At 46.7% G+C, this 23,920-nt stretch carries 19 protein-coding genes; 15 read left to right on the top strand and 4 right to left on the bottom strand.

The features are described from left to right. Window positions 1–10: 10 nt before the first annotated feature. A complete protein-coding gene (locus BZG76_RS07305; protein WP_077460742.1) occupies window positions 11–1,642 on the bottom strand; it encodes a DUF2813 domain-containing protein in 1,632 nt (543 codons plus the stop codon). Window positions 1,643–1,854: 212 nt separating this feature from the next. Here BZG76_RS07305 and BZG76_RS07310 point away from each other — a divergent pair, with 212 nt between their 5' ends. Continuing rightward, on the top strand, window positions 1,855–2,772 hold the full coding sequence (locus tag BZG76_RS07310; protein WP_025744581.1) for a LysR family transcriptional regulator: 918 nt from the start codon (window positions 1,855–1,857) through the stop codon (window positions 2,770–2,772). A 53-nt stretch (window positions 2,773–2,825) separates the two neighbouring features. Here BZG76_RS07310 and BZG76_RS07315 read toward each other — a convergent pair whose 3' ends face one another. Further along, window positions 2,826–5,528: a bifunctional acetate--CoA ligase family protein/GNAT family N-acetyltransferase gene (locus BZG76_RS07315; protein ID WP_077460743.1), complete on the bottom strand. Its 2,703-nt coding sequence runs from the start codon at window positions 5,526–5,528 to the stop codon at window positions 2,826–2,828. A 285-nt stretch (window positions 5,529–5,813) separates the two neighbouring features. Here BZG76_RS07315 and BZG76_RS07320 point away from each other — a divergent pair, with 285 nt between their 5' ends. Then, window positions 5,814–6,320, top strand: a complete 507-nt coding sequence (locus BZG76_RS07320; RefSeq protein ID WP_077460744.1) for an SPOR domain-containing protein — start codon at window positions 5,814–5,816, stop codon at window positions 6,318–6,320. 178 nt (window positions 6,321–6,498) lie between these two features. Then, a complete protein-coding gene (locus tag BZG76_RS07325) occupies window positions 6,499–7,503 on the top strand; it encodes a D-alanine--D-alanine ligase (protein ID WP_077460745.1) in 1,005 nt (334 codons plus the stop codon). Here the strand turns inward: BZG76_RS07325 and BZG76_RS07330 are convergent, their stop codons facing one another. Beyond that, window positions 7,504–8,457 carry a tyrosine-type recombinase/integrase gene (locus BZG76_RS07330; protein ID WP_077460746.1) on the bottom strand — a complete coding sequence of 318 codons (954 nt, stop codon included), beginning with the start codon at window positions 8,455–8,457 and terminating at the stop codon, window positions 7,504–7,506. A gap of 209 nt (window positions 8,458–8,666) precedes the next feature. On the opposite strand from BZG76_RS07330, the gene BZG76_RS07335 reads away from it, so the two are divergent. Beyond that, a complete protein-coding gene (locus tag BZG76_RS07335) occupies window positions 8,667–9,035 on the top strand; it encodes a DUF3319 domain-containing protein (protein WP_077460747.1) in 369 nt (122 codons plus the stop codon). Window positions 9,036–9,103: 68 nt separating this feature from the next. Continuing rightward, entirely contained in the window at window positions 9,104–9,427 is a 324-nt protein-coding gene (gene yciH, locus BZG76_RS07340; RefSeq protein WP_077460748.1) for a stress response translation initiation inhibitor YciH, read from the top strand. A 57-nt stretch (window positions 9,428–9,484) separates the two neighbouring features. Here yciH and BZG76_RS07345 read toward each other — a convergent pair whose 3' ends face one another. Then, a complete protein-coding gene (locus BZG76_RS07345; RefSeq protein ID WP_236719515.1) occupies window positions 9,485–10,375 on the bottom strand; it encodes a TPR end-of-group domain-containing protein in 891 nt (296 codons plus the stop codon). A gap of 223 nt (window positions 10,376–10,598) precedes the next feature. On the opposite strand from BZG76_RS07345, the gene BZG76_RS07350 reads away from it, so the two are divergent. From BZG76_RS07350 to BZG76_RS07395, 10 genes are all read left to right on the top strand, one after another. After that, on the top strand, window positions 10,599–10,961 hold the full coding sequence (locus BZG76_RS07350) for a hypothetical protein (RefSeq protein WP_077460749.1): 363 nt from the start codon (window positions 10,599–10,601) through the stop codon (window positions 10,959–10,961). Next, window positions 10,954–11,493: an RES family NAD+ phosphorylase gene (locus BZG76_RS07355; protein WP_077460750.1), complete on the top strand. Its 540-nt coding sequence runs from the start codon at window positions 10,954–10,956 to the stop codon at window positions 11,491–11,493. Before BZG76_RS07350 ends, BZG76_RS07355 begins: the two co-directional genes overlap by 8 nt. 161 nt (window positions 11,494–11,654) lie before the next feature. Next, window positions 11,655–13,139, top strand: a complete 1,485-nt coding sequence (locus BZG76_RS07360) for a sigma-54 interaction domain-containing protein (protein ID WP_077460751.1) — start codon at window positions 11,655–11,657, stop codon at window positions 13,137–13,139. Window positions 13,140–13,200: 61 nt separating this feature from the next. Next, window positions 13,201–16,650, top strand: a complete 3,450-nt coding sequence (locus BZG76_RS07365; RefSeq protein WP_077460752.1) for a DEAD/DEAH box helicase family protein — start codon at window positions 13,201–13,203, stop codon at window positions 16,648–16,650. Between the two features lie 105 nt (window positions 16,651–16,755). After that, window positions 16,756–18,333: a type I restriction-modification system subunit M gene (locus BZG76_RS07370; protein WP_077460753.1), complete on the top strand. Its 1,578-nt coding sequence runs from the start codon at window positions 16,756–16,758 to the stop codon at window positions 18,331–18,333. Then, entirely contained in the window at window positions 18,330–19,532 is a 1,203-nt protein-coding gene (locus tag BZG76_RS07375; protein WP_077460754.1) for a restriction endonuclease subunit S, read from the top strand. Before BZG76_RS07370 ends, BZG76_RS07375 begins: the two co-directional genes overlap by 4 nt. A 50-nt stretch (window positions 19,533–19,582) precedes the next feature. Further along, entirely contained in the window at window positions 19,583–21,049 is a 1,467-nt protein-coding gene (locus BZG76_RS07380) for an AAA family ATPase (protein WP_077460755.1), read from the top strand. Beyond that, window positions 21,049–21,939, top strand: coding sequence for a hypothetical protein (locus BZG76_RS07385; RefSeq protein ID WP_077460756.1), 891 nt, complete (start codon window positions 21,049–21,051; stop codon window positions 21,937–21,939). The genes BZG76_RS07380 and BZG76_RS07385 overlap by 1 nt, the downstream gene beginning before the upstream one ends. 208 nt (window positions 21,940–22,147) lie before the next feature. Then, window positions 22,148–23,239 (top strand): ComEC/Rec2 family competence protein, encoded by a 1,092-nt coding sequence (locus BZG76_RS07390; protein WP_077460757.1) that lies wholly within the window; start codon window positions 22,148–22,150, stop codon window positions 23,237–23,239. Then, window positions 23,239–23,868: a hypothetical protein gene (locus tag BZG76_RS07395; protein ID WP_077460758.1), complete on the top strand. Its 630-nt coding sequence runs from the start codon at window positions 23,239–23,241 to the stop codon at window positions 23,866–23,868. The genes BZG76_RS07390 and BZG76_RS07395 overlap by 1 nt, the downstream gene beginning before the upstream one ends. The last annotated feature ends 52 nt before the right edge of the window (window positions 23,869–23,920 follow it).

The following is a 23,920-nucleotide window of genomic DNA, read 5'->3' on the forward strand; positions in this document are numbered from 1 at the left end:
GTTTGAGGCGTTATCCAACGCCTCTAGCTAGCCCGATGGCACGCTGAATAACCCAACGGAGCAGTTTAGGGATCGGCGTATTCAGCTCATTTTCTGTATAAGCAATAATGGCCAGGGCGGCATCGGGTTTTGCGTAGCGCTTTAACGCCTTGGCGATGATACGCTTATCGTTCATGTGCGGCTGCTGGCTCGCCACGCCAGCCATCTCGCGAAACAACGGCTCATAGCCATTGTTATATAAATAATGCTCAATATCTCTATCGGGCAGTACCGTCAGTCTTGCTCCTTCGGGCTGATGCTCGATTTGTCCTCGCGCGGTGGCTGCGTACTTCTTTCCTGCCATATCACCATCGGCGACAAGGTGCCATTCAATGCCCAGTGCCTTGGCGGTCTTGATGAGTGGCCTAAGTCCGCTTTGTGCAAACTCAATTAAATGGACACCTTCCGCTGCAAAGTCATAACCTTGTAATCGTGCAAGCTCATTAAATAGCCAGATTTCAGTTTCACCTTCAACCAATAACCAGCAGCGTGCGAACAGTGCGCTGGGACGATGAAAGCGAACGTGGAACGTGACACGCCGACGTTCATCTTGCGTCAGTAGGTGAGAAGGGACTTGATGGCTACGTGTTTCCGTGGGATGGCGTACAAGCCGGCGAATATGATCGAGCTGAACGCCAGCCAACAAATCACCGCTATTGGTGGTCAACAGTTTTTGCATGGGCATGAGTTGGATGAGCCGCCATGCCTGATTTAAAAGTGTGGGGTGTAGCCGACCTTCAGGATCTTCAAACAACATAATAGGTCGGGCATTACGTTTGAGTTGTTTCGGGCCACGCGCCCGCACAAATGCACTCAGTAACCCCATTAATACGAGCCGGCTTTGGTTGGATGTATTGGCGGCAACCGCTTCTAAGGGGTGCATTTGATTATGAGTAATCGACAGTGCGCCAGGAGCATGAATGGGGTAGGGGGCGCGGCTATGCTCGTCAGCGGCAAAATAGTGATCGAGTAGCTGACGCATTGCATGCAGACCACTTTTTATTTCCCCTTTGTTAACGTGCCCAGGCATCATTAATAAACGGCGATAGGTATTATCTAAACGTTGCTCAACCCGCGTATTGTCTTTATTGACCATTTGCCCAGGTACCCGCATACGTCGGGCATCACGTACCCTAACAACGGGGTGGATCTGCATTAAATGGCTTGCGAGCGCATCGTTGTCGACCTTTTCAATTATCTCTCCCTGACAAGACAAGAATACACGCTGTACCGACACTTTACTTTCTTGCATGGTCGCGTTCAGACAGTAATCTAAAGTTCGGCAACCGCCATTTTCACCGTTCCAGAGCGGCTTAAAACGACGATAACGGCGAGCTTTATGCTCCCCCGGAAAACTTTCCTGCCAACGGAGAATAATCTGAAATTGTTGTTCTGGTGCGACGCCAAGGGCATGGTCAACATGAAAGTCAGAGCGTTTAAACTGAGGTTTATCGCCACTGGGATGGAGTGCGAGCTCCAGTGCATCCAAAAGAGACGATTTCCCCCATGCGTTTTCGCCGATTAACACGGTGAGTTCATCGACTTGGAGTGATAGGCGCCGGATGCCACGGAAGCCTGCAATTTCTATACGGTCTAATCTCATTGTCACCTCTGTTTTAGAGTATGACACCTTGACGAAAAAGGAAACGAAATCGATGGTTATTTTGTGCTATATGCCTGATTTATCGTGACTAACACATAATGCTTCCTCTCGAGGGATTGCCCTTCGATTTACCATAGGGTGGCAAGGTAAACCCTGATATAGTGTGTAGATCTGTTACGTGCCCTTTTTAGGGTGATCATCGAGAGAAAATTATGTTGTCGTTTGAAGCCTTACACGTTCTTGATGCCATTGAGCGAAAAGGCAGTTTTGCTGCTGCCGCTGAGTCGTTGAATCGTGCGCCCTCATCGCTGAGCTATCAAGTACAGAAGCTTGAAGACGAACTTGGATTAGTGATTTTTGATCGTTCAGGCCACCGTGCGACGTTTACTGATGCCGGCCATTTATTGGTTGAGCGAGGGCGCATGTTGTTAAAAGCGGCAGATGAAATGGTGGCGGATGCTGCATCATTGGCTCACGGCTGGGAGTTGGAAATTTGTCTTGCCTACGATGGATTGTTTAAGAGTGACTTCTTTTTTCCGCTGATCGAGCGTTTAGCTAAAAAGAGTAGTACACGGCTGAAACTGTCTGAGCAAATACTAGCAGGCTGTTGGGAGGCGTTAGCACAAGAGCGCGCAGATGTACTGATTGCGCCGATCCCCGATACTGTGCCTCAAGGGATAAAAGTACAGCCGCTGGGAGAAATGAGCGCCTATTGGGTTGCCGCTCCCGACCATCCGATACATAAAGAAGCGCGCCCGGTTGAACCCGATGTTCGCGCCAAATACCGTGGCGTCGCGGTTGCTGACACGGCGCGAGGTATGCAGCCGAAAACCTATAATGTGCTGGAAAATCAACCACGCTTAACCGTCAGTTCCATGCATGACAAATATACGGCTATTTTGAATGGCCAAGGCATAGGGACGTTGCCCTGGTTTTGGGTCCAAGACGATCTCAACGCCGGACGTTTAAAACGCCTAAAAGGGGGAGAGCCGTTTCAGCTCAAGTTCGGAGTAGCCTGGAAGCGCAATCGAATGGGCAATGCTAAATCCTGGTTAGTCAGACAGTTGCCCAATTTACTTGCGCCTTACATGCAAGCAGGCGACATACCGATTAATAAGTCCTCGTCTTGAATGAAGAAGGCGCTGGATTGAATTGACCAGCTTTGGTCGCGCGTTGTCTTCGCTTACGCGTTGGATGATAACGGCAGTTGCATATCGACGATGCCATCGGCCATTTGCACATCAATACTAAAGCCGCATTTTTGTGCGAGTGCGATCATCCCTCGATTATTGGGCATGGTCATCCCGGTGATGCGTGATAGGCCTGCCTGGCGGCCATAGTTAATAATGGTGTTCATAAGCACACTGCCGAGACCAACACCTTTTAAATCAGAGCGGACTAAGACCGCAAATTCGGCGTCTGTATTTTGAGGATCGGCCAATAAACGCGCGACTCCCCAGATTTCTTCTCTCCCGGAAGATAGTTGGAACGTGGCCACTATCGCCATTTCACGGTCATAGTCAATTTGAGTCAAATTCGCCAACGCCTCATGATTTAGCTCGCCAACGTCAGAGAAAAAGCGGCGGTATAGATCCTCTTCAGACACTTTTTCGACAAAGGCCTTATGCGTTGGCTCATCTTCGGGAAGAATAGGACGCAGCAGAATGGTTTGTCCGTTTTTAAGCGTGACCGATTGCTCCAATTCTTTAGGGTAAGGCCGAATAGCTAAGCGCTTTTGTTGGCTACCCGCGTAATCTCGTAACCGCAGCGATGCATCCAAAACCGTGAGTTCCTCGCCAGCGACCAGAAGTGGGTGGATATCGAGCTCATCGACTTCCGGGCAATCAATGATCATTTGTGACAATGTCACTAAAAATTGACATAGACGCGGTACATCGATAGCAATAGGAAAGCCGCGTTGCTTGATTTTACCGCTTTTAATCGCGCCAATCACAAGATAGCGCGCCAGTGCCATATTCAGCGGCGGGATCCCGACTGCCGCATCTTTGGTGACATCCCAATCAGAGCCGCCTTCTCCGAGTAAAATGATGGTACCAAAAACGGGATCATTACTGATGGTAACGCGTAGCTCCTGGGCACCCGCTCGCGGAGCCATCGACTGTATCAATAATCCTTGGATGTGGGCGTTGGGAAAAGTGACAGACACGCGATCAAGGATCGCTTGAGCGGCATTAGCGACTTCCGCTCCTGTACGTAAATTCAACATCACGCCTTGTACATCTGATTTATGACGAATATCGGAAGAGCGAAGCTTCACGGCAACAGGATAACCAACTTGTTCGGCAATTTGGGCGGCTTCTACCGCGTCGGTCGCGAGCCAGGTAGATATAACCTGCATACCATAAGCTTCTAAAAAGGGTCGTACCTCATGGGTCGTTAGGGTGAGATGCTCAATGTCTTCTGCTTGTTCGATAAACGCCCGTGCGGCCAATAAGTCATAGTCCATGAGTCCAGTCGAGGTAGGGGTTTCCATTAATTGCTTTTGGTTGCGCCTATATTCGACTAAGTGCATATAAGCAGTCACGGCGCTTTCAGGTGTTCGATAGGTTGGGAAGCCGGCATGCGTGAACGCCAGCCGGGCGACTGTGGCGTCGTCTCCCTCTCCTTGCCAATTCGTTAAAATATTAAAGCGCCGCGCGCGAGGGTTTTCTTTTAATGAATGAATGATGGCTTTGGCGGTCGCCAGTCCAGGTGCCGTGACCGATGGGGAATGCATGATCAAAACCGCGTCGGCCTCATCACTGTTTAACATGATATCTATTGCCGCTTGGTAACGCTGCGTGTCAGCATCTCCGACCAGATCAATGGGGTTCGTATGCGACCAGCTTGCAGGCAAGACCTGATTTAGGGCGTCAAGCGTTGAATCACTCAAGGTCGCTAGCTTACCCCCAGCATCCATCAGCGTGTCAACCGCCATTACTGCCGGCCCACCGCCGTTAGTGATAATCGCGAGTCGTTCTCCACGCAAAGGAACGGAGTGAGATAGCGTCTCGACCGCGGCAAATAACTCGTGCGTGTTGTTCACACGTAACATCCCAGAGCGACGGATTGCAGCATCGTAAGCGGCATCTAACCCTGTACTGGTCTGACTAAGTTGTTCAAGAGCAACGGACCCACCGCGGGTACGACCACTTTTCAATACGAGAATACGACGATTCCGGGCGGCCGCTCGCGCAGCGGAGATAAAGCGTCGTGCATCACGAATTGAATCGACGTAGAGCAAAATCGCGTCGGTTTTACTGTCGCGACACAAAAAGTCGAGTAATTCGGGGAAATCAATATCACAGGCTTCGCCCAATGAGATAAAGGTTGAAAAGCCAATACGTTTATTTCGCGCCCAGTCCAAAATAGTGGTACAGACGGCGGCCGATTGAGAGACAAAAGCAATGTTTCCTTTGTTGGCCGGCACAGGTGCAAAGGATGCGTTAAGGTTAAGCCATGGTAAAATCATGCCCAAACTATTGGGGCCAAGCACGCGCATGGTGTATCTCTCTGCCACCCGTTGCATTATCGCGTACTGACTTGTGCCGAGTGAGTCGAGCTGGCCGCGCATCCCGGCTGCGAGCACAATGACGAGCTTAACGCCTCTTTCTCCCAATTGTTCGATAAGCGCTGGCGTCGCTTCACCACGGGTACAGAGAACAGCTAAATCGGGGACAAGTGGCAGGTCCGCAATCGTTTTATACGCCAAAATGCCGGCAACCGCTTGATACTTAGGTGTGACAGGCATGATAGGGCCTTGAAATCCACCGGATTGTAAGTTGCGGGTGATAACGTAGCCTGCGCGGTCGCTGCGGTCGCTGCGGTCGGACGCACCTATAACCGCAATAGATTTAGGCTTGAGGAGTTGATCGATGCCGGCCATAGTTTCCTCCGAAAAAGCGTCGCCCAGCGTCATCAACGGTGGGCACATCAATTGGTTAAGCTCTGAAGCCAGTCTATCGGTTCAGCGTTGAAATCAACGGTCTTTTTTAACGCAATGTGATCTGGGTGTGGCAGAAACTGGCTGTTACGATACACTCAAGCACGTCGTTTAACGTTCTATCTGTGAGCTATCACCGGAAACCTTATGTAACAGGTTAACTTTTGGTTGAATGGCTATTAGGTCGGGGGCACAATGAAACAAATTTGGATAACTGACAGAATCACAATGAAAAAACTGGGCTTACTTGCAGTTGCGCTGCTGCTAACAGGATGCAGTGGTGGTGGTGTGACCACTGAAATTTATAGTCAGACCATTGAGTCAACCGATACGCGCGAGACTGTGAAAACCTCGGCACCACAACCGAAAGAGCGATCTGCATCGAAAGGGCAATCCGCTTGGAAAGAGGAAGCGTCGCCAGCGCCGAAAAAACAAACCGTAAAAGCATCAAGCCAGGGCCCAGGGTATACCATTCAAATTGTGGCACTTAGCCATGATCGCGGGTTTACTGATTACGCCAAACGGCTTCCAAGTAACGAGCCACTTTGGAGCAACAAGAAAATGGTAGACGGCTTACCTTGGTATACCTTGTTGTATGGTGAATATTCATCACGAGATGCAGCGAAGCGTGCCATTAAGGCTTTACCGCAAACCATTCAGCAGTATGGTCCTTTTGTTCGTGACATCGCAGACATTAAGCGTTCATCAACGCCTGAGATGACACGCGTTAACTAGTCGAATCTCCGCGCCTGTCAATATAGAAGCTGGCTCTTGGGTCAGCTTTGAACAAACCCGCAGCAATCAAACACAAAAATACCAACAAATACGCGTCGATAGGTGAAAGCAACGTCGCATTTGACTACTATGGCGGTATATTCAGGTAACGTGTTAATGCACGTGGTGAGAGAAAATAATGACGAAACTAAACCTGCTTTTACTGTGCGGTGGCGGTGGTGCGGAGCACGATATCTCGCTCGTTTCTGCGCAGTATATTGAATCACAGCTAGCGAAGCTCCCTCGAGTCAATGTCCAAAAAGTCGAAATCACCCAAGAGGGATGGCATCTTGACGATGGTATGCGCTGTCACCTTGATACTGATGGCATGCTTTGTAGCAAGGTTGAGCATAGGCAAATTCATTATGTGATCCCTTGCTTCCATGGTTTTCCCGGCGAGACGGGGGATATTCAGTCACTACTCGAGATCACCGGCCTGCCTTACCTAGGATGCGGCCCGGAAGGTAGCCAAATTTGCTTTAATAAAATTACCTCGAAGTTGTGGTTTGATGCCCTCGGCATTCCGAACACACCCTACGTGTTTATCACCGATCAAAGTGACCAAAGCATGGCACGTGCGTCCGCCTTTTTTGCTGAGCATCAAGGTGTTTTCGTCAAAGCGGCCAGTCAAGGTTCCAGTGTAGGCTGCTATCGTGTGACTGAAGAAGAGCAGCTCTCAACATGCATTGCAGATGCGTTTACGTTTTCTGACCAAGTATTGATCGAAAAAGCGATTCAACCGCGTGAATTAGAGGTCGCCGCGTTTCAGGTTGGCGACGAAATTATTGTCACCAAGCCGGGTGAAATACGCTGTCCAGAGGGGAGTTTTTATACCTTTGAAGAGAAATACAGCGAAGGGAGTTCGAGCAATACACAGATTGAAGCACTCGACCTTAACGAGGAACAAGTTGCCTGTATTCGCGACTATGCCCATCAAGCGTTTAAGCAACTGCGATTAAAGGACATGTCGCGCATTGACTTTTTCTTGACTGAGAACGGTACGGTACTCGTCAACGAAATTAATACCTTTCCAGGTATGACGCCCATTTCCATGTTCCCTAAATTGGTCGAACATCATGGGTTAGCATTTGATGAATATCTCGCATCACGTATCACCCATGCAACGGGACGGCGAGTAAGCTAGTTATTCCGTCAGCTTCTTATGTCGGTATCGCGCTTTAGCTTGTTCACTTGCTATCGTGTTACCGACATATTGCGCCGGCATTGCGGGGCTTTTCCAGCGGCCAAGATGCTGGATTTGTTTTATTGTCATTCCTTTATTGGCAAGTGCACGGCTTGCACCGACGCGAGGCGATTGCCCGGAAAAAGTAACGGACTCACCCAGCAAGCGACTCGCGCGTCGAAAGATCCGATAAATCGATGACGGGTCTAATACGGTCTCACCTAAATGGCCATGTTTGTTGATTCGACGAAGGAGAGGGCCATGATTCATTCCTGTTTTATCTAACCACTGGGCGACTAACATCGCTGTTTGCTCACTCAATGCTACCCGTTGATCTCTAACTATTATGAACGTTTGGGTGCCTTGAGTAATCAGATCGTCTGTGGTCAGTGCGGCAAGTTCACTGCGTTTAAGCAATCCTTCATAAGAAAGTGACCATACAAGCCGATCTCTCAGATCTTGCAGTCTTTGCGAACTGGCGAGTTGTTCATTGAGTTGTATCATGTGCTGCGCGTGAAAGGGGGTGGCTTCTTTACTTTCCGGTAACTTTGCCTGAAGTAATCGAGCCATGGCGTATTTTACTTCGCGATGTTTACTGGGATCACGCTGTTGATGTAGTCGATGTACTAAACCGACGGTGACCACGACACGACGAATCGCCGATATTTTACGGTGTTGAGCCGCTAGCTCGGCAAAGCGACGCAACGTCGTTATCGCACATGGCACGGCTGTTACCCCTTGGCCGTGACAAAAATCAGCAAATACGTGCCAGTCATTACGGTAACTGAGTAATGAATTACGACTGTAAGCGCCTTGTGTTAATAATTTCCACTCATCCAAACTGACTACGCCTTGATTGAAAAGGGCCAAGCTATCGGGAATATGTTTTGGCTCAAGCGGTAAAATCTTTTTCATAACGCACTATAACTTTATATGTTTGTTGTCAGTCTAACACGCTAGAATGAAAAATATTAGACTTATGTCTCATTACACTAGACCCTAAGTCCGTTAATGGCTTGGATTAATGAAATAATTCTAAGTAGGGCTGATAATAGTCTAAAACAGACTCAAGGCCGTAGTTCAATGCAACATGGCGTACACGGCTATTTGCGGGAGGAAAAAACATGACCCGACGCCTTTTTCATCGTGGTTATACGATTGAAAAGTCAGAAGGTGGCGATGAGGCCACAGAGGTTTACCGCGCTAGACTCGGGGGTAAATCGATATCTGGCAGTTTGCACAATGTGAAAAAATCAATCGAGTGGTGGGCTGACACCAGTATTCTTGTCGATCCCGCCGATTTTGATGATGAAGAGGATGACGTATCGTCAAAAAAGCAGGTGGAAGAATATAATGGTTTTCGTATTATGAACGACGATCCAGAAAAAGATGAAAAGGGCTGGTATATGATTGTCCGAGGCAAACTGATGAAGGGATCGCTACCAGGATTAAAGCTTTTTATTGATAAGAATGGAGAGCAGCTGCGCGGATAGTGACTGCCAACATAGCATTGCTTTTGATAGTATAAGTCTAAAATGTTCAACGAAGCAAAACTATCACCATGTCTGACGAAAACCGCTTAGTCTACTCAACAGAATCTGGAAAAATCAAAGAAACGCCCGAGAAGCCTCAACGCCCTAAAGGGGATGGCATTGTTCGTATCCAGCGCCAAACAAAAGGGCGCAAAGGTAAAGGCGTCAGCTTAGTCACTGGCTTAGACCTTGATGATGCTGAATTAAAACAGCTCGCCGCCGAACTCAAAAAAGTATGTGGTTGCGGGGGAGCCGTGAAAGATGGCGTGATTGAGATCCAAGGGGATAAGCGCGACAACATCAAAACGTACTTAGAAAAGAAAGGCCACACAGTCAAACTGGCCGGCGGGTAAAAAAAGAAAAACCAGGCAACATCTCATGCCTGGTTTTTTGTTTACGTTTTTTGTTGCTTAAATAAGTCCATCAGGGTCAATCAACAGATCAAACCGCTCGTGACCATGCAGTGATTCAAAGTCGGCCTCTTCTCGAGCCGCCTCACGCAACGAAGCACTTTCAGCTATCGCCAGCTCTAAGTCAGACACGGCTTGGTCCTCGGCACCTAACCTTGCATAAGCACAAGCGCGTTGGAATAGGGCATTAGCATTGCGCTCATCCACTTCCAAGACGCGGTTACTAATACTTAGCGCCCAATGGTATTCACCCATTTCCATCGCGGCATCCGCTTTGTGAGTTAACGCTTCGAGATCACCAGGGCGGATTTTGAGTATCTCATTATAAATTTCCATCCGCTGCTCTGGCGTCTGCGAATGCTGCGCACGTAACCATAAGTTATGGATTTCGTTAATGCGTTCAATTTCTTTGTTATTTTCAGCAATAATACGCGTTTTACGCTTCAAATCTCGCTCGAGCGCTTGGAACTTGCGCTCATATTGCTCTGCAATTTCAGATAACTGTTGATCCGCCAGTTCTTTGGTGTTGGTCTTAATATCACGTAACGACTGCCAGCCAACGAGGGCAATGAGCGATGCTGCGCCCGCGATGAGATAAAAGAAGTAGGTCACTGTCACATTAGCGTAGTTGAGTGACTTATCCGCCACGTCGAGCTCACGGTCGGTAATCTCTGTGACCATACGTTTTTCTAACGCTTGGAAATCGGTTCTTAAGTTCCGGATCTCATCCAAAACATACCTTTCCATCAATGGTTTATCGTAAATACTTTGCTCGGCGTACGATGTTGGCTCTTTGGCCGCCTTAGTATGCTTAACATCGTTTTCGTCCTGAGCTATCGCGCCAAAACTGGCTAACGCCACGAGCAAACACGCCCAAATGTGCGCTTTCATGGTTATCCTTATAATGAATGATCTAATGACTGATGAACTGTAGCAAACCTTGCTGAACCTAAAAAGGTTAATGGGTGGAATTCGTCCGGAGCAAACCGTGATTTGTGTTCCCGGTACAGTAAACACCTGCTGTTCTGCTGTATTTTAGCCCAGCTTGACAACTGTCATAATGTCATCCATTTTAGACGTATATAAGTCAAATTTAAATGACATGGTGGTTACGATGAACCGATCTATTTTAGATGTAGTCATGAACGCAGAAGGTATCGTTGAACCGAGCAAAATGGCCGCGTTTTTCCATACAAATTTGAAAGAAATTGCGTCATTGTCTGGGTTACCTTATTCCACGCTGAGTCGCACCGAACGATATTCAACAATCAAGGCGCAGCAACAACTACGTAACTGCACAGAAGTGATCAACCGAATCCTTCCGTGGACGGGGAATGAATTTCATGCCTACGCGTGGTATCGGAGCGAAGGGCTACCAGAGTTTGGCGGATTAACCGCAGAACAACTGGTTAAGCACGATCGAATGGATGCGGTCAGAGCCTACCTCAATCATACGAGCGAAGGCGGTTATGCGTGAAGAGAAGCTAAAGGACCATTTGTTTAAATTTGAAGGTGCGGTATTTCGTGGCCATAACCCTCGCTGGTTATACGCGCCTAACAGTGGTGAAGGGGCAAGACGCAACGGTGGTCGGTTTAACCCAAAAGGTGTTGGCGCCTTATACACCTCACTGTCTCAATCAGGTGCATGGGTAGAGGCTCAGCAGGGGTTTCGTTTTAAAGCTCAGCCTCTGACAATATGTCAATATGATGTCGACTGTGACAATGTACTCGATCTGACCGATGAAACGGTGCTTCTAAACTGTGGTATCAAGCCCTCGACACTAAGCTGTGCTTGGTTAGATCAAGTGACCCAGCAGCAAACGCCCGATAGTTGGCACTTATCGACGCAGCTCATCAACGCAAAGGTCAACGCCATTATTGTGCCAAGTTTTGCGCGTGGAGCCACTCAGGACATGAAAAATATCGTATTTTGGCGATGGTGTGATACGCCACCCAACATGGTTAAAGTGATTGATGACTTTGAACGCCTGCCGCCATCACCTTATTAGCGCCGTCCGCCGAGGTAAGAAATACACCTCATAAGCCGAGTGCACTTATACCGCAGTACGATGTGTGACAGATGGCTATCTATCTGGTCAAGGTAATATCAACTCTCAGCCACTTACTGTAAACTTTCTCTCTAAAGGTAAAAATAGTTACGGACGTTAAAATGGCAACGTTGCTTAGTTGGCTGGGAAGGAAAGACCTCGATCATATGAAAGCGGATAAGCCCGCTTCTATCGCCACGATTGCGCTTAAGGGTAAAGTGCTTGACCGTATCATTATCCTTGCCAATGCATGGGATGATGAGTGGCATGACTATCAAGATTGGTTGATGAAAAAGCTCGCTTGCGCGGGACGCTCTAGAACCACAGTAACGATTCAACGTGTTCGCATAACATCCCCGATTGACTATTCATCGATAACAAAGGTGATGCAGAAACAACTTCATGCAATTTCTGTTGATGCAGATCAGATCTATCTCAACCTCACTTCTGGGTCACCAACCATGGCTGTCATTTCTGTATTGCTTGGTAAGAGTATTGGAAAATGTCAGTTAATACAAACCTCTCCCAAGGGCGACTTAATTGAAGTTGAGATCCCAGTCGATTTCGCCACTGAATACACCAAAACTTCCACCGACGCCTTGCAGGAACTTACTTCCGATAACCCTAAATTAGATCCGGCATTTGGCTCAATTACTGCTAAGTCAACCACCATGCGACATTTGGTTAAAAAAGCTCAACGCCTTGCGTTATCGGATTTACCAGCCCTTGTTCTAGGCGAGAGTGGGTCAGGCAAAGAAGTGATGGCGACAGCCATTCACAATGCCAGCTCTCGAGCCGACAAGGCATTTAGAGCGGTTAATTGTGGCGCATTACCAGAAAGCTTGGTTGACTCTGTTTTGTTTGGCCACGTAAAAGGAGCGTTTACTGGGGCAGGTAGCGATCACGCAGGGCTTTTTGAACAAGCGGATGGCGGTACCTTGTTTCTTGATGAAGTTGGAGAGCTTCCACTGAACGTTCAAGTTAAATTGCTCCGAGCGCTACAACAAAGAGAAATCACTCGGGTAGGTGACGTTAAAACGAAGACGATCGACGTGCGCATTATTGCGGCAACACATCAAGACCTTTTTCAGATGATATCAGAGGGGACATTTCGCGAAGATCTGTTTTATCGACTCGCAGTAGGTGTTATTGAAATGCCGCCACTGAGATCGAGAGTTGAGGACATTCCTTCACTCATCGATGTCCTGATGACCGAAATCAATCAACAAACTGAAAAGCATCCACTGTTTGATAGTAAAAAAATTTCCGATGATGCAATAAAGTTTGCACAGTCTTACCAATGGCCTGGCAATATCAGGGAGCTTTGGAATACCTTAAACAGAGCTGTTTTGTGGTCAGAGTCTAACTCTATTTCAGCTCAAGATCTCCAATCTTCGGTATTGAGTGCGTGTAAGAGCCGGGCTGGCTCGAGCGCATTTACCGTCCCGGGAGACATTCAGCAACATATTGATAGTATAAGAAAAAATGCAGTTCATTCGGCTTTGGAGTATAGTCGTGGTAATAAATCGAAAGCGGCGGAAGCTCTAGGACTGAAGAGTCACCAGACGTTAAGCGGCTGGATGACGAAGCTAGGCATCGAAGAATAGGCGAGCAAATGACACCCGAGTGGCATGCCAATTGCTGATTGAGGTCAGGAGTACAATAAGAGTGAAAACGTCAGTGAACTTTGAACATCTCAGAAAAGACTGGCCCGAGTTGGCTGAATTAGGCGCATTTGCTGAAAACTATGCGGTAACTGATCCTCAAAGTGCGATGGTTAAGCTGCGCTGCTATGTCGAAAAAATAGTTGGCTATCTTTATCGAGAGTTGCGCCTGCCGGTGTTGCCCAACGCTTCTATCTACGACAAGCTAACCGGCGCATCGTTTACGGCAATTATCCACAAAGACATTCTCGACAAGTTTCACGCCATACGTAAAGGTGGCAACAAAGCCGCACATGATGGGTATGTCAATCAACATGACGCGCTGTGGCTGCTCAAGGAGTCCTACCTTATTGGTTGCTGGCTTTTCGTCGCTTATGGAGATGGTTCACAACAAGAATGTCCTCGCTACACGCAGCCGGACAATGCACCGCTAGACGGAGAGTCAAAAGCTGAATTCAAGCGTAAAAACAAACAGCTACAGCAAAAGCTTGCTCAGAACAATGAGCAACTTACGCAGGCGTTAAAAGAGCTTGAAGAGGCTAAAGAAGCGCAACGGCTCGCTCAGCAAGCAGCGAGTAAAAGCACATTGGCAGTGGATCAAACCAAAGCGGATAAGCTAAAACGCAATACGCTTAGGTTGAAAAACAGCTTTGATTTTAACGAAGCTGAGACGAGAAAGCGCCTAATTGACGCCGAGTTACGCAGCCAAGGATGGGATGTTGCGCTAGCAGAAGTGAGTACCGAGCAAGTCGCAAAAGAGTATGAAGTTGATGGTCAACCAACGCCATCAGGCAAAGGCCGTTGCGATTATGTATTGTGGGACGACAACGGCAAACCACTGGCTGTTATAGAAGCAAAGAAAACACGCGTCGATGCGCGAGCAGGGCAAGAACAAGCCAAAATCTACGCCGACGCGCTAGAGAGAAAAACGGGTCAACGGCCAGTTATCTTTTACACTAATGGCTATGATATCTGGCTATGGGATGATTCTCAGGGCTATGTACCACGTAAACTGTTTGGTTACTACTCTAAAGACAGCCTGCAATACCTTATCCAGCAACGTTCTTTAAAGACCAACCTGAATAACACACCGATCGATACCGACGTTGCCGGTCGTCTATACCAAATAGAGTCGATTACTCGAGTGTGTGAGCGCTTTAGCGATAAGCACCGTAAAGCACTCATTGTGCAAGCAACGGGGACAGGCAAAACCCGTGTTTCTATTGCGTTGACAAAACGCTTACTCAACGCCGGCTGGGCGAAACGGATACTATTCTTATGTGATCGTAAAGAACTGCGTAAACAGGCCGCCAATGCATTCAACGAATTCACAAGAGAGCCATTATTCGAAAAAGGCAAAAGCAGTAAAGACCTTGCGAGTAAAGCGCGCATTGTCATTGCGACTTATCCAGGGATGATGCAAACCTACGAAGAGTACGACGTTGGCCATTTTGATCTCATCATTGCCGACGAATCACACCGTTCAATTTACAACAAATACGGTGAGCTTTTTAAGTATTTTGATGCGTTACAAGTTGGCTTAACCGCCACCCCCGTTGAGATGATTTCTCGCTCAACCAGCCAGTTATTCGGTTGTGATTACAAAATGCCAACCGCGAACTACCCATTAGAGCAAGCTATTGAAGAGGGTAATCTTGTTCCCTTCAAAGTCGTTTCTCATACCACCAAGTTTTTACGCGATGGCATCAAAGGCCATGAGCTCACTGATGAACAAATCGCTGAGTTAGAAGAGCAGGGCATCGACCCTAACGAGCTCGATTTTGATTCTAAGCTAATCGATAAAGCGATTTTTAACAAAGATACGAACCGCGCGATTATCCGCAACCTGATGGAACGTGGTCTCAAAGATGTCGACAACCAATTGCCGGGTAAAACCATCATTTTTGCCCGCAACATCAAACACGCTGAACTCATCGCCGAATTATTTGCGGAAATGTACCCCGATCTCGGTGGTAATTTTTGTCGAGTGATCCACTCGAAATACGAACGCGCTGATGAGCTTATCGACAACTTCAAAAGCGCCGAAGGCAGCAAAAACGACATTACCATCGCCGTGTCTGTAGATATGCTTGACACAGGTATTGATGTGCCAGAATGCATCAACCTCGTGTTTGCGAAACCAATCAAGTCAAAGGTGAAGTTTTGGCAGATGGTTGGGCGAGGAACTCGCCTATGTGAAAATTTATTTGGCCAAGGTGAGCATAAACAGCACTTCTTGATTTTCGATCACTGGAGCAACTTTGAGTACTTCAAAATGAACCCAGACGAAGATGATGGTTCGCAAGGCAAATCGCTCGCGCAGAAAGTGTTTGAGGCACGGCTAACCTTGGCGGAAGAGGCTCTAAAACGAGCAGAGATGGATATCTTCGATAGCGTGGTGTCACAAATTAAAGCTGATATTGATGCACTTAACGACAAAACCATTGCGATTCGCGAAAATTGGCAGGTCAAAGCACAGTTGAGCAACGAGAAAACGCTACATCAGATGGCGCCAGCAACCAAAGCGTTACTGTGGTCAACAATGGCCCCTTTGATGCAATGGAAACCCACTGCCGGTGAAAGTGAGGCGCTGCGTCTTGACCTTCTATTCCTAGAGCTCGAACTGATTAAGCTAAAACAGCCTTCGAAAGCCGGCATTGCTGCCATGCCCATTATGGATAAGGTAACCACACTTTCCATGCACCTTAACGAAGTGCGCAGTAAAGCCAAGACTATCAAGCAGGTGCAGGAGGCCAACTTCTGGGACGATGCTAACCACCACACCTTAGAAGTGTGCAGAAACGAACTTCGCAGTATCATCCATTTACGCGATAAAGGGGCGATACCGCCACCGATGCAAACACCCATTTTGGATGTCAAAGAGGATGTCGGCGAATATCGTACCGAAGCATTGAAGACCGATATTGTTACCGTCGACTACCAGATCTACAAACAAGAAGTCGAAAAAACGCTCACGCCACTTTTTGAATCAAACGAGGTGTTACAGAAAATTCGTGCGGGGCAACCGGTAACACAAGCAGATTTGGACACGCTCAATGCGCTTGTTCATACCCAAAACCCCAGTGTCGATTTATCTACTTTGAAGGCATTCTTTCCCGAGTCCACCGCTGGGCTGGATCAAATCTTGCGGACTATCGTCGGCATGGACGCCAAAGCCATTGAAGGCGAATTCACCGTGTTTGTTCAGCGAGTACATACACAACTTAATTCAAGGCAGCAACGCTTTATCGGTATGCTCAAAAATCACCTTTGTCGCTACGGTAGCGTTGATATTGAACAGTTGTACGACGCGCCTTTCAATCAAATTGATGATGCTGGATTAGATGGCGTATTCCCCATCCCTGCTCAAGCGGATGTGGTGGAACAGTTTGTGCGTCGTTTCAGCGTCCATTTGGGTAAGAAACAGCCAAGCATTGAAAAAGTGATTAATTAACCTTTTGGCTAACGCACGGTACTAAGTACACTACAGCCATCTAAGCCGTCTTTCGCGTGCCGTATTGTTAGCAATCGGCCCAAGTAGAACAAAAGAGACCATAAAATGATTACATCAGGCGCGTTAAAAAGCCAAATTGACAAACTGTGGGAAGAGTTTTGGACCGGGGGCATTACTAACCCGTTAACCGTTATTGAGCAGATTACCTATTTAATCTACGCCCGCATGCTAGACATGAACGAGCGTATTGACGAAAAGCGAAGCGAGCGTACAGGTCAACCCTTTAATCGTCGTTTTCCAGATGACAAACAGCACATCCGCTGGGAGAACTTTCGCCACCTGAGTGCTGAGCAGCTCTATCCACTGGTGAAAGACGAGCTGTTTCCATATTTCAAGCAGCTCACCGATGACGACGCCTTGTTTGCGGAGTTTATGAAAGACGCCCAACTGATGATTCAAAAGCAATCGCTGCTTGTTAAAGCGATTGAATTGGTAAGCGCACTTCCGCTAGCAAACAAGGACATAAAAGGGGATTTGTACGAGTATCTGCTCTCTAAGCTAACCACCGCCGGTATTAATGGCCAGTTCCGCACGCCGCGACACATTATCCGCGCCATGATTGAAATGCTCGACATCGATGAAACCCATCGCGTTTGCGATCCAGCATGCGGCACCGGGGGCTTTTTATCAGACACCTACGACTACTTGCTAGAGAAGTACTCATCCTCAGAGGGAACTGAAAAAGAGCCAGTTTTAGATGCCGAGGGCAATCCTGTTTTAGATGTGCATGGAAACCCAGAATTCAACTACTTATATGCAGGGGATTTGCTCACCAAACGTTGGCACATTGACGAAGACATGTTCCACGGTTTTGACTTTGACTCCACCATGCTGCGTGTGGCGGCCATGAATCTTTTAATGCACGGTGTGAAGCAGCCAAACATTATCTATCAAGATACGTTAAGCCAAAGTTTTATCGAACACTCACCGAATGAAGCGAAAAATGGCTTTGATATTATCCTGGCTAACCCACCTTTTAAGGGCAGTTTGGACCAAGAAGATGTCGATCCAGCATTACTCAAAGTCGTCAAAACCAAAAAAACTGAACTGCTGTTTGTCGCACTGATCCAACGTATGCTCAAAGTGGGCGGCCGCACTGCCACCATCGTCCCTGATGGGGTATTATTTGGCAGCTCCAAAGCGCACCAAACTCTACGTAAACACCTAGTGGAAGATAACCAGTTGGAAGCGGTGATCTCGCTACCTAGTGGCGTGTTTAAGCCTTATGCGGGCGTTTCAACTGCTATATTAATTTTCACCAAAGGTGGTAGCACCGATAACGTTTGGTTCTACGACGTGCAGGCCGATGGTAAGTCGCTCGATGATAAGCGCATCCCAATCAAAGACAACGACTTGCCAGATTTGGTCAAGCAGTACAAAGCGTACCAAGTTTCGGTAACCGAAGGCCAGTCAACTGAGCAATGGACAGACAAAACTCAAAAAGCCTTCTTGGTAGCGAAAGATGATATTAAGTCGAACAAATATGATCTGTCGATCAACCGCTATAAAGAAGTCGTCTATGAGCAAGAAAGCTATGAAGAACCAAAGGTGATTCTAGGTAAACTCAAAGTACTAGAGAATGAGATTCTGGTTGACTTAAATGAGCTGGAGTCGATGTTATGATCAAACTTGGATGCAACACGTCATTACCATCAGGATGGCAATGGGCTGAAGCTGGCAAAGTGATTGATATTCGGGATGGTACACATGATTCACCCAAACCGGTTGAGGACGGGATTCCACTAGTTACGTCAAAAAACTTAAAAAATGGGAAGATTGATTTTTCGACATGTACAAATATTTCAGCGGAAGACCATGAGCAGATAAGTAAACGTTCGGCCGTTGATGATGGCGATATTTTATACGCCATGATTGGAACTATTGGTAATCCGGTAATTGTTCAAGGCGATAGAGACTTTTCTATTAAGAATGTTGCACTGTTTAAGTTTTCAAAATCCCAAGCATTCAATAGATATTTTTATCATTTGCTAGGTAGTTCTCTTGTAACTCAGCAGTTCGAAAAAAATGCTAGAGGGGGGACTCAAAAGTTTGTTTCATTGGGAAACATACGAGCTTTGCAAATCCCACTCCCACCACTAGAAGAACAAAAACGCATCGCTGCCATTTTGGATAAAGCCGATGCCATTCGCCAGAAACGCAAACAAGCCATTGACCTTGCAGACGAGTTCTTACGCAGCGTGTTTTTGGATATGTTTGGTGATCCGGTGACGAACCCGAAGGGCTGGGAGACCAAGTCACTGAAAGAAGTAAGCGAGCATATCAATGATTGTCCTCATTCTACGCCAAAGTGGACTGATGCTGGAGTTATTTGTTTACGCACTAGCAATCTAACCAAAGGTGGCTGGAATTGGGAAGATACTCGTTATGTAAGTGATGAAACCTACAATGAAAGGACTAAAAGAGGAAAGCTAGAACAGGGCGATATTATACTTAGTCGAGAAGGTACAGTAGGTATTGCAGCACTTGTCCCGGAGAGTGTAGAAATGTGTATGGGTCAGCGATTAGTACAAGTTAGAGCAAACAGAGAGTTTGTCCTACCCGAATATCTCCTGTATTTATTATTATTCGAATTAGAGCCAAAACGAATTACGAGATTGATGGCAGGCTCTACGTCTAAGCATATAAATGTTAGAGATCTAAAGCAGCTAAAAATTTTGTTGCCCTCAATAGATTTACAGAAAAAATTTGTTGAGATTATGAATAAGAGTAAAGAAACAACCTCATCAATGGTTTTATTTTCAAGTGAAAGTGTGAATTCCTCCTTAGCTCTTTCCCAAAAAGCCTTCTCAGGCCAACTATAAATATTAGAGGTATCTTCGGATGCCTCTTTTTTGTTCAAAGGTTAGGTAAAATGAAAATAACATCACTTACCGTTAGTGGATTCAAAGGTATTAAGAATAAAGCCACAATTCCATTGGCACCCATCACGTTGTTCTTTGGTGCAAACAGCACTGGTAAAAGCACAGTATTGCATGCACTACTGTATTTGTATGAAGTGATCGCTAAACGTAATTTTGATGCACAGTACAGTTCAATCGCTGGTGAGTCACTTTATTTTGGTGGGTTTCAGAATCTTGTTTATGGCAAAGACTTAAATAGCGTGATCACGCTGGGCGCCACCCTGGACTTTCGCGATAGCGCAGCGGATATCTGGGATGACTACTTGTCAGATTCTGAGAGGTGGTTGCTAGAAACTCATTTAGGCTTTACGCCAGAGTCAGACGCTGACACCATCTCGTTTGAAATCGATGTGCGATGGGATGCCACTAAAAACCGAGCCTATATAAGCCGATATGCGTGTCGTAGCCAGGGCATCGAATACTTCAAAACAACCGCCCAAGCAGGCCGTCCAGAATGTCAAATTGTTCACTATCAGCCATTACCACACTGGGACGTGGCGGAATTATTCAAAGTCGACAATATTTTTGATTCCGGCCAATGGGAAGATGTCTCGATTCATGGCCAAGATGCGCTGCCGAATATTCAGCAAAGGCTAGATCTCTCAAACTTCCATGTCGACTGGGCCGATGTTTATGAAAGTCACCCTTTAGCTGCTCAGCTGTTTGCTGAGGCCGCTTTATCGCAGGCTGCATTCGCCCCTTTAAAGCTATTAGTCAATAAACTCGAAGACTTTATCCATATTGGACCATTGCGGATGGTGCCAAGCCGAGCGACCGTTTTAAACAAAAAGACGATCTCACAGCGTTGGTATGATGGTACAGCAGGTTGGGAGTCCTTTGCCTTTGCTAATGGCAGGGTCAAAGCAAAAACGAACGAAAAGTTTGAGAGTAGTCAGTTTTTTGGCACTAACTACTGCTTCGAATCCCCGTCTTACGGTGAGGCCAGTATGAGCGAAAAGTCAGTCATCCTGAAAGATGCTCATACCGATATTCCTTTATTGCCATCCAGCGTCGGGATAGGGGTATCTCAAGTGTTTCCGTTTGTGGTTGCTACATCACTAGAGCAAGATCTTATTGTGTCTTGTGAACAGCCTGAGCTGCATATTCACCCAAAATGGCAGTTAGCATTAGGGGATATGATGCTGGAATCGATCAAGAACAATCCAGATAGAATGTTTCTCATCGAGACGCATAGTGAGCACTTGATGTTGAGGCTGTTAAAACGTCGGCGAGAAACCGCCGATGAAGCGATCGAATACGAACCATTTGGTTGTGAGAAAAACGATGTACAGATAGTTTTCTGCGAGCAATCTGACGGTAAAACGCGTTTAATTCCCATCAAAACAACCGATGAGGGTGAGTTTGATGCGCCGTGGCCAAACGGCTTCTTCGAAGAAAGAAGAGAGGAACTATTCTGATGTTGCATTTGGAGTTTGCGATAGCGCCAAGTCAAATTAATTCTTTAACTGATCTCATGGTTCTTGAAGCAAGAATGGGCTACGAGAAAGGAGCGGTGCTATCACGTTTTCCCAAAAGCTGGTTCAAGGAAGTCTCTCAGCGGCTTAACTCTGAACTTGATGGCACTACACTAACCAGAGCAATTGAAAAACTAAGAGATTTACAATCAAGCAAATTGGTCTCATTTGGAAGAGATTATGAAGGAGATGCGTGGGTCGAGGCGGCTAAAAAGAGCCATGATGTCAGTCAATTCCATCGTTTGGTTGAAGAGTCCCTCGATGAGTCGCCGGTATTTGTTTCATCGCTGATGGATTTAAGCGATGCTGATTTTATGTATGCGTCTCGTTATAACCGTGAAGCCGAATCTTTAGCGAGTGCAGCATCGGGGCTTCTCTTTGGTGCAGAAAAGGTAACAATCTACGACCCATATATTTGCGCCACCAAACCAGGAAGTCGCAAGACTCTTCTAGAGTTGATGAAGGTATGCGAGAAAGGTGAAGTAGAATTTCATGTCTTCTCGGAAGAAGATAGGAAACCACCTTGGGTACAAACAGAGCAAGCTTTAGTCGCGCTTAAGGGGCAGATGCCTGAAAACATTAAGCTGTATTGGTACTGCGCCGATGATGGGGGATCGGGGTTCTTGCATTCTCGAGGTTTATTTACAGCCAAAGGTGGGCTGATTTACGACAGAGGATTCTCAGAGCCAGCGGCAATAGAACAACGTCAAGAGCTCACGGACATCATTCCAATGCCAAACGACTTATTACAAGTGAACGCTAAATCGTACAACACATCGCTTCAGTATGAGGACTTTAATCTTGTAAGGGGAGTTTGGACGTCGCATCCCTAATTAGCACAAGGTATGCAATCTTATGCGTTATGCTTAGTTTCGCTACTAGTTAATTTTAAGTCACTGATAGTAATAAAAATTACCATTAGTAATAAAAATCACAACCCCCTGTTCTCAGTCCGCCTTGAAACCCTTATAAAACAATACTTTAAAAGTTGGCATGCTAGTTGATTAGTAACTCTTAACTTTTATAGAAAGAGGAAAAGTGATGGGTTACGAAATTGATTTTTTAGGTGTTGGGGAAGAGTCGAAGAGTGGTGACGCGATTGTACTTCGCTACGGGAATCTATACGGGCACCGTGACGAACAAACGGTAGTAGTGATTGACGGTGGCTTTCAAAGCACAGGTTCAAAGATTATTGATCACATCACAACTTGTTTCGGGACGTCCAGAGTGGATTTGGTTATTAATACTCATGCTGATCAAGACCACATCAACGGGTTAGAACCCGTACTCAATGAACTCGAAGTAAAAGAACTTTGGATTCATCAGCCGTGGCTGCATAACCAAGGGCTTGCTAGCAAATTCATAGACGGGCGCGTAACGGACAAAAGCTTAGGGGAGCGCCTTAAGAAAAACCTTGAAAAAGCTTGGTCATTGGTTGAGCTGGCTGAGTCGAAAGGGGTTAACGTACGTGAGCCTTTCACAGGCGTAACGGATACAGGCGGCGGGATTAAGGTGCTAGGCCCTTCCGTCGAATACTACGAATCTCTCATTCCTAATTTCGATGGTATGCCAGAGAAAGCGAGTGCAACAAGTGCATTAGAAAGTTTTTTTGACAAAGCAGCTGCATCTATTCGTCGTTTCTTCGCTACTTGGGGCGAAGATCAGATTGATGATGAAGGGATCACATCAGCGAAGAACAACTCCAGTGTGATCACCCAATTGATAGTCGAGGGAAGACGCTCGGTTTTTACAGGTGATGCTGGCATCCAGGGTCTGGAACACGCGGCAGATATAATCGAGCAGTGTACCAGTGGAGCAGACCTTCGATTTATACAGATCCCGCATCATGGGAGTAAACGTAATATCGGCACGACAGTGCTAAATCGTTTGGTTGGTGAGCCGATTAGCCAAGGAACTTCTCGAAATATCACGGCAATCGCCTCCACAGCTAAATACGGCGAGCCTAAGCACCCACGAAAAGCCGTGATGAATGCTTTCACACACCGAGGAGTCAAAGCTCTAGCAACGAGAGGTACCGGTATTTGCCACAATTTCAATGCGCCTAGCCGAAATGGGTGGAGTAGTATGGATCCTGAGCCATATCACTTCGACTATGAAGAAGAGGTCGCATAATGGCAGGAATCTCTATAAAAGCTAATAACATTGTCCCGCTTTCAGTACTGATGGTTCTTCAATTCGCCGTAATATCACTGGTTAATCAAAATGTTTTTGATATCAGCTATGTCGATATACTAAGAGACACGAGTGGTTCGATGTTAGCAATAGGTGCGGTTTCGGGGTGGCTTAGCCACCTCATACCTGCTGACCTGAAAAGCGTCTTAGTATTTTGGCGATGGCACGATGTATTACCTGGGCATCGTTTTATACCGTTGGCAGAGAAAGACCAGCGTATTGATACCGAGTCCCTGAGAGCCCACGTGGCCGAATTTGATTCTTTAAAGCAAAATAGTAGTGAGCAGAACAGTTATTGGTACAAGGTATTTTATCGTCCATCCAATAAGCAGGATGAAGTGATTTCAACTCACAGAGCTTATTTGCTGTATCGGGATGCAGCGGCAGTGTCTTTTGTCACTGCTTTTGCCTTGCTGGTCGCGAAGCAATACTTCGGTGAGTTCCTTACAGAAGTAAGCTATCAATCTTTGTGGGTATTTGCTTTGACAATCACAGGTTTTTCTATCGCCGCAAGAAATGCGGGGAACAGGCTGGTCACGACAGCAATTGCCGTGACTTTGACGAGCTGACGCTTCAATGCGGTAAAAGTATAAGATAACGCAGATCTTTTTGGCTTATCAC

It is taken from the genome of Salinivibrio sp. AR647, assembly GCF_001995415.1.
Taxonomy (GTDB): Bacteria; Pseudomonadota; Gammaproteobacteria; order Enterobacterales; family Vibrionaceae; genus Salinivibrio; species Salinivibrio costicola.

What these genes read in the sequence shown, in the direction of transcription:
- BZG76_RS07330 (WP_077460746.1), bottom strand. Translation starts at nt 8,457, where the DNA reads ATGAAAAAGATTTTACCGCTTGAGCCAAAACATATTCCCGATAGCTTG.
- BZG76_RS07315 (WP_077460743.1), bottom strand. Translation starts at nt 5,528, where the DNA reads ATGGCCGGCATCGATCAACTCCTCAAGCCTAAATCTATTGCGGTTATA.
- BZG76_RS07350 (WP_077460749.1), top strand. Translation starts at nt 10,599, where the DNA reads ATGAACCGATCTATTTTAGATGTAGTCATGAACGCAGAAGGTATCGTT.
- BZG76_RS07320 (WP_077460744.1), top strand. Translation starts at nt 5,814, where the DNA reads ATGAAAAAACTGGGCTTACTTGCAGTTGCGCTGCTGCTAACAGGATGC.
- BZG76_RS07375 (WP_077460754.1), top strand. Translation starts at nt 18,330, where the DNA reads ATGATCAAACTTGGATGCAACACGTCATTACCATCAGGATGGCAATGG.
- BZG76_RS07370 (WP_077460753.1), top strand. Translation starts at nt 16,756, where the DNA reads ATGATTACATCAGGCGCGTTAAAAAGCCAAATTGACAAACTGTGGGAA.
- yciH (WP_077460748.1), top strand. Translation starts at nt 9,104, where the DNA reads ATGTCTGACGAAAACCGCTTAGTCTACTCAACAGAATCTGGAAAAATC.
- BZG76_RS07335 (WP_077460747.1), top strand. Translation starts at nt 8,667, where the DNA reads ATGACCCGACGCCTTTTTCATCGTGGTTATACGATTGAAAAGTCAGAA.
- BZG76_RS07355 (WP_077460750.1), top strand. Translation starts at nt 10,954, where the DNA reads ATGCGTGAAGAGAAGCTAAAGGACCATTTGTTTAAATTTGAAGGTGCG.
- BZG76_RS07395 (WP_077460758.1), top strand. Translation starts at nt 23,239, where the DNA reads ATGGCAGGAATCTCTATAAAAGCTAATAACATTGTCCCGCTTTCAGTA.
- BZG76_RS07360 (WP_077460751.1), top strand. Translation starts at nt 11,655, where the DNA reads ATGGCAACGTTGCTTAGTTGGCTGGGAAGGAAAGACCTCGATCATATG.
- BZG76_RS07390 (WP_077460757.1), top strand. Translation starts at nt 22,148, where the DNA reads ATGGGTTACGAAATTGATTTTTTAGGTGTTGGGGAAGAGTCGAAGAGT.
- BZG76_RS07310 (WP_025744581.1), top strand. Translation starts at nt 1,855, where the DNA reads ATGTTGTCGTTTGAAGCCTTACACGTTCTTGATGCCATTGAGCGAAAA.
- BZG76_RS07385 (WP_077460756.1), top strand. Translation starts at nt 21,049, where the DNA reads ATGTTGCATTTGGAGTTTGCGATAGCGCCAAGTCAAATTAATTCTTTA.
- BZG76_RS07305 (WP_077460742.1), bottom strand. Translation starts at nt 1,642, where the DNA reads ATGAGATTAGACCGTATAGAAATTGCAGGCTTCCGTGGCATCCGGCGC.
- BZG76_RS07380 (WP_077460755.1), top strand. Translation starts at nt 19,583, where the DNA reads ATGAAAATAACATCACTTACCGTTAGTGGATTCAAAGGTATTAAGAAT.
- BZG76_RS07345 (WP_236719515.1), bottom strand. Translation starts at nt 10,375, where the DNA reads ATGAAAGCGCACATTTGGGCGTGTTTGCTCGTGGCGTTAGCCAGTTTT.
- BZG76_RS07325 (WP_077460745.1), top strand. Translation starts at nt 6,499, where the DNA reads ATGACGAAACTAAACCTGCTTTTACTGTGCGGTGGCGGTGGTGCGGAG.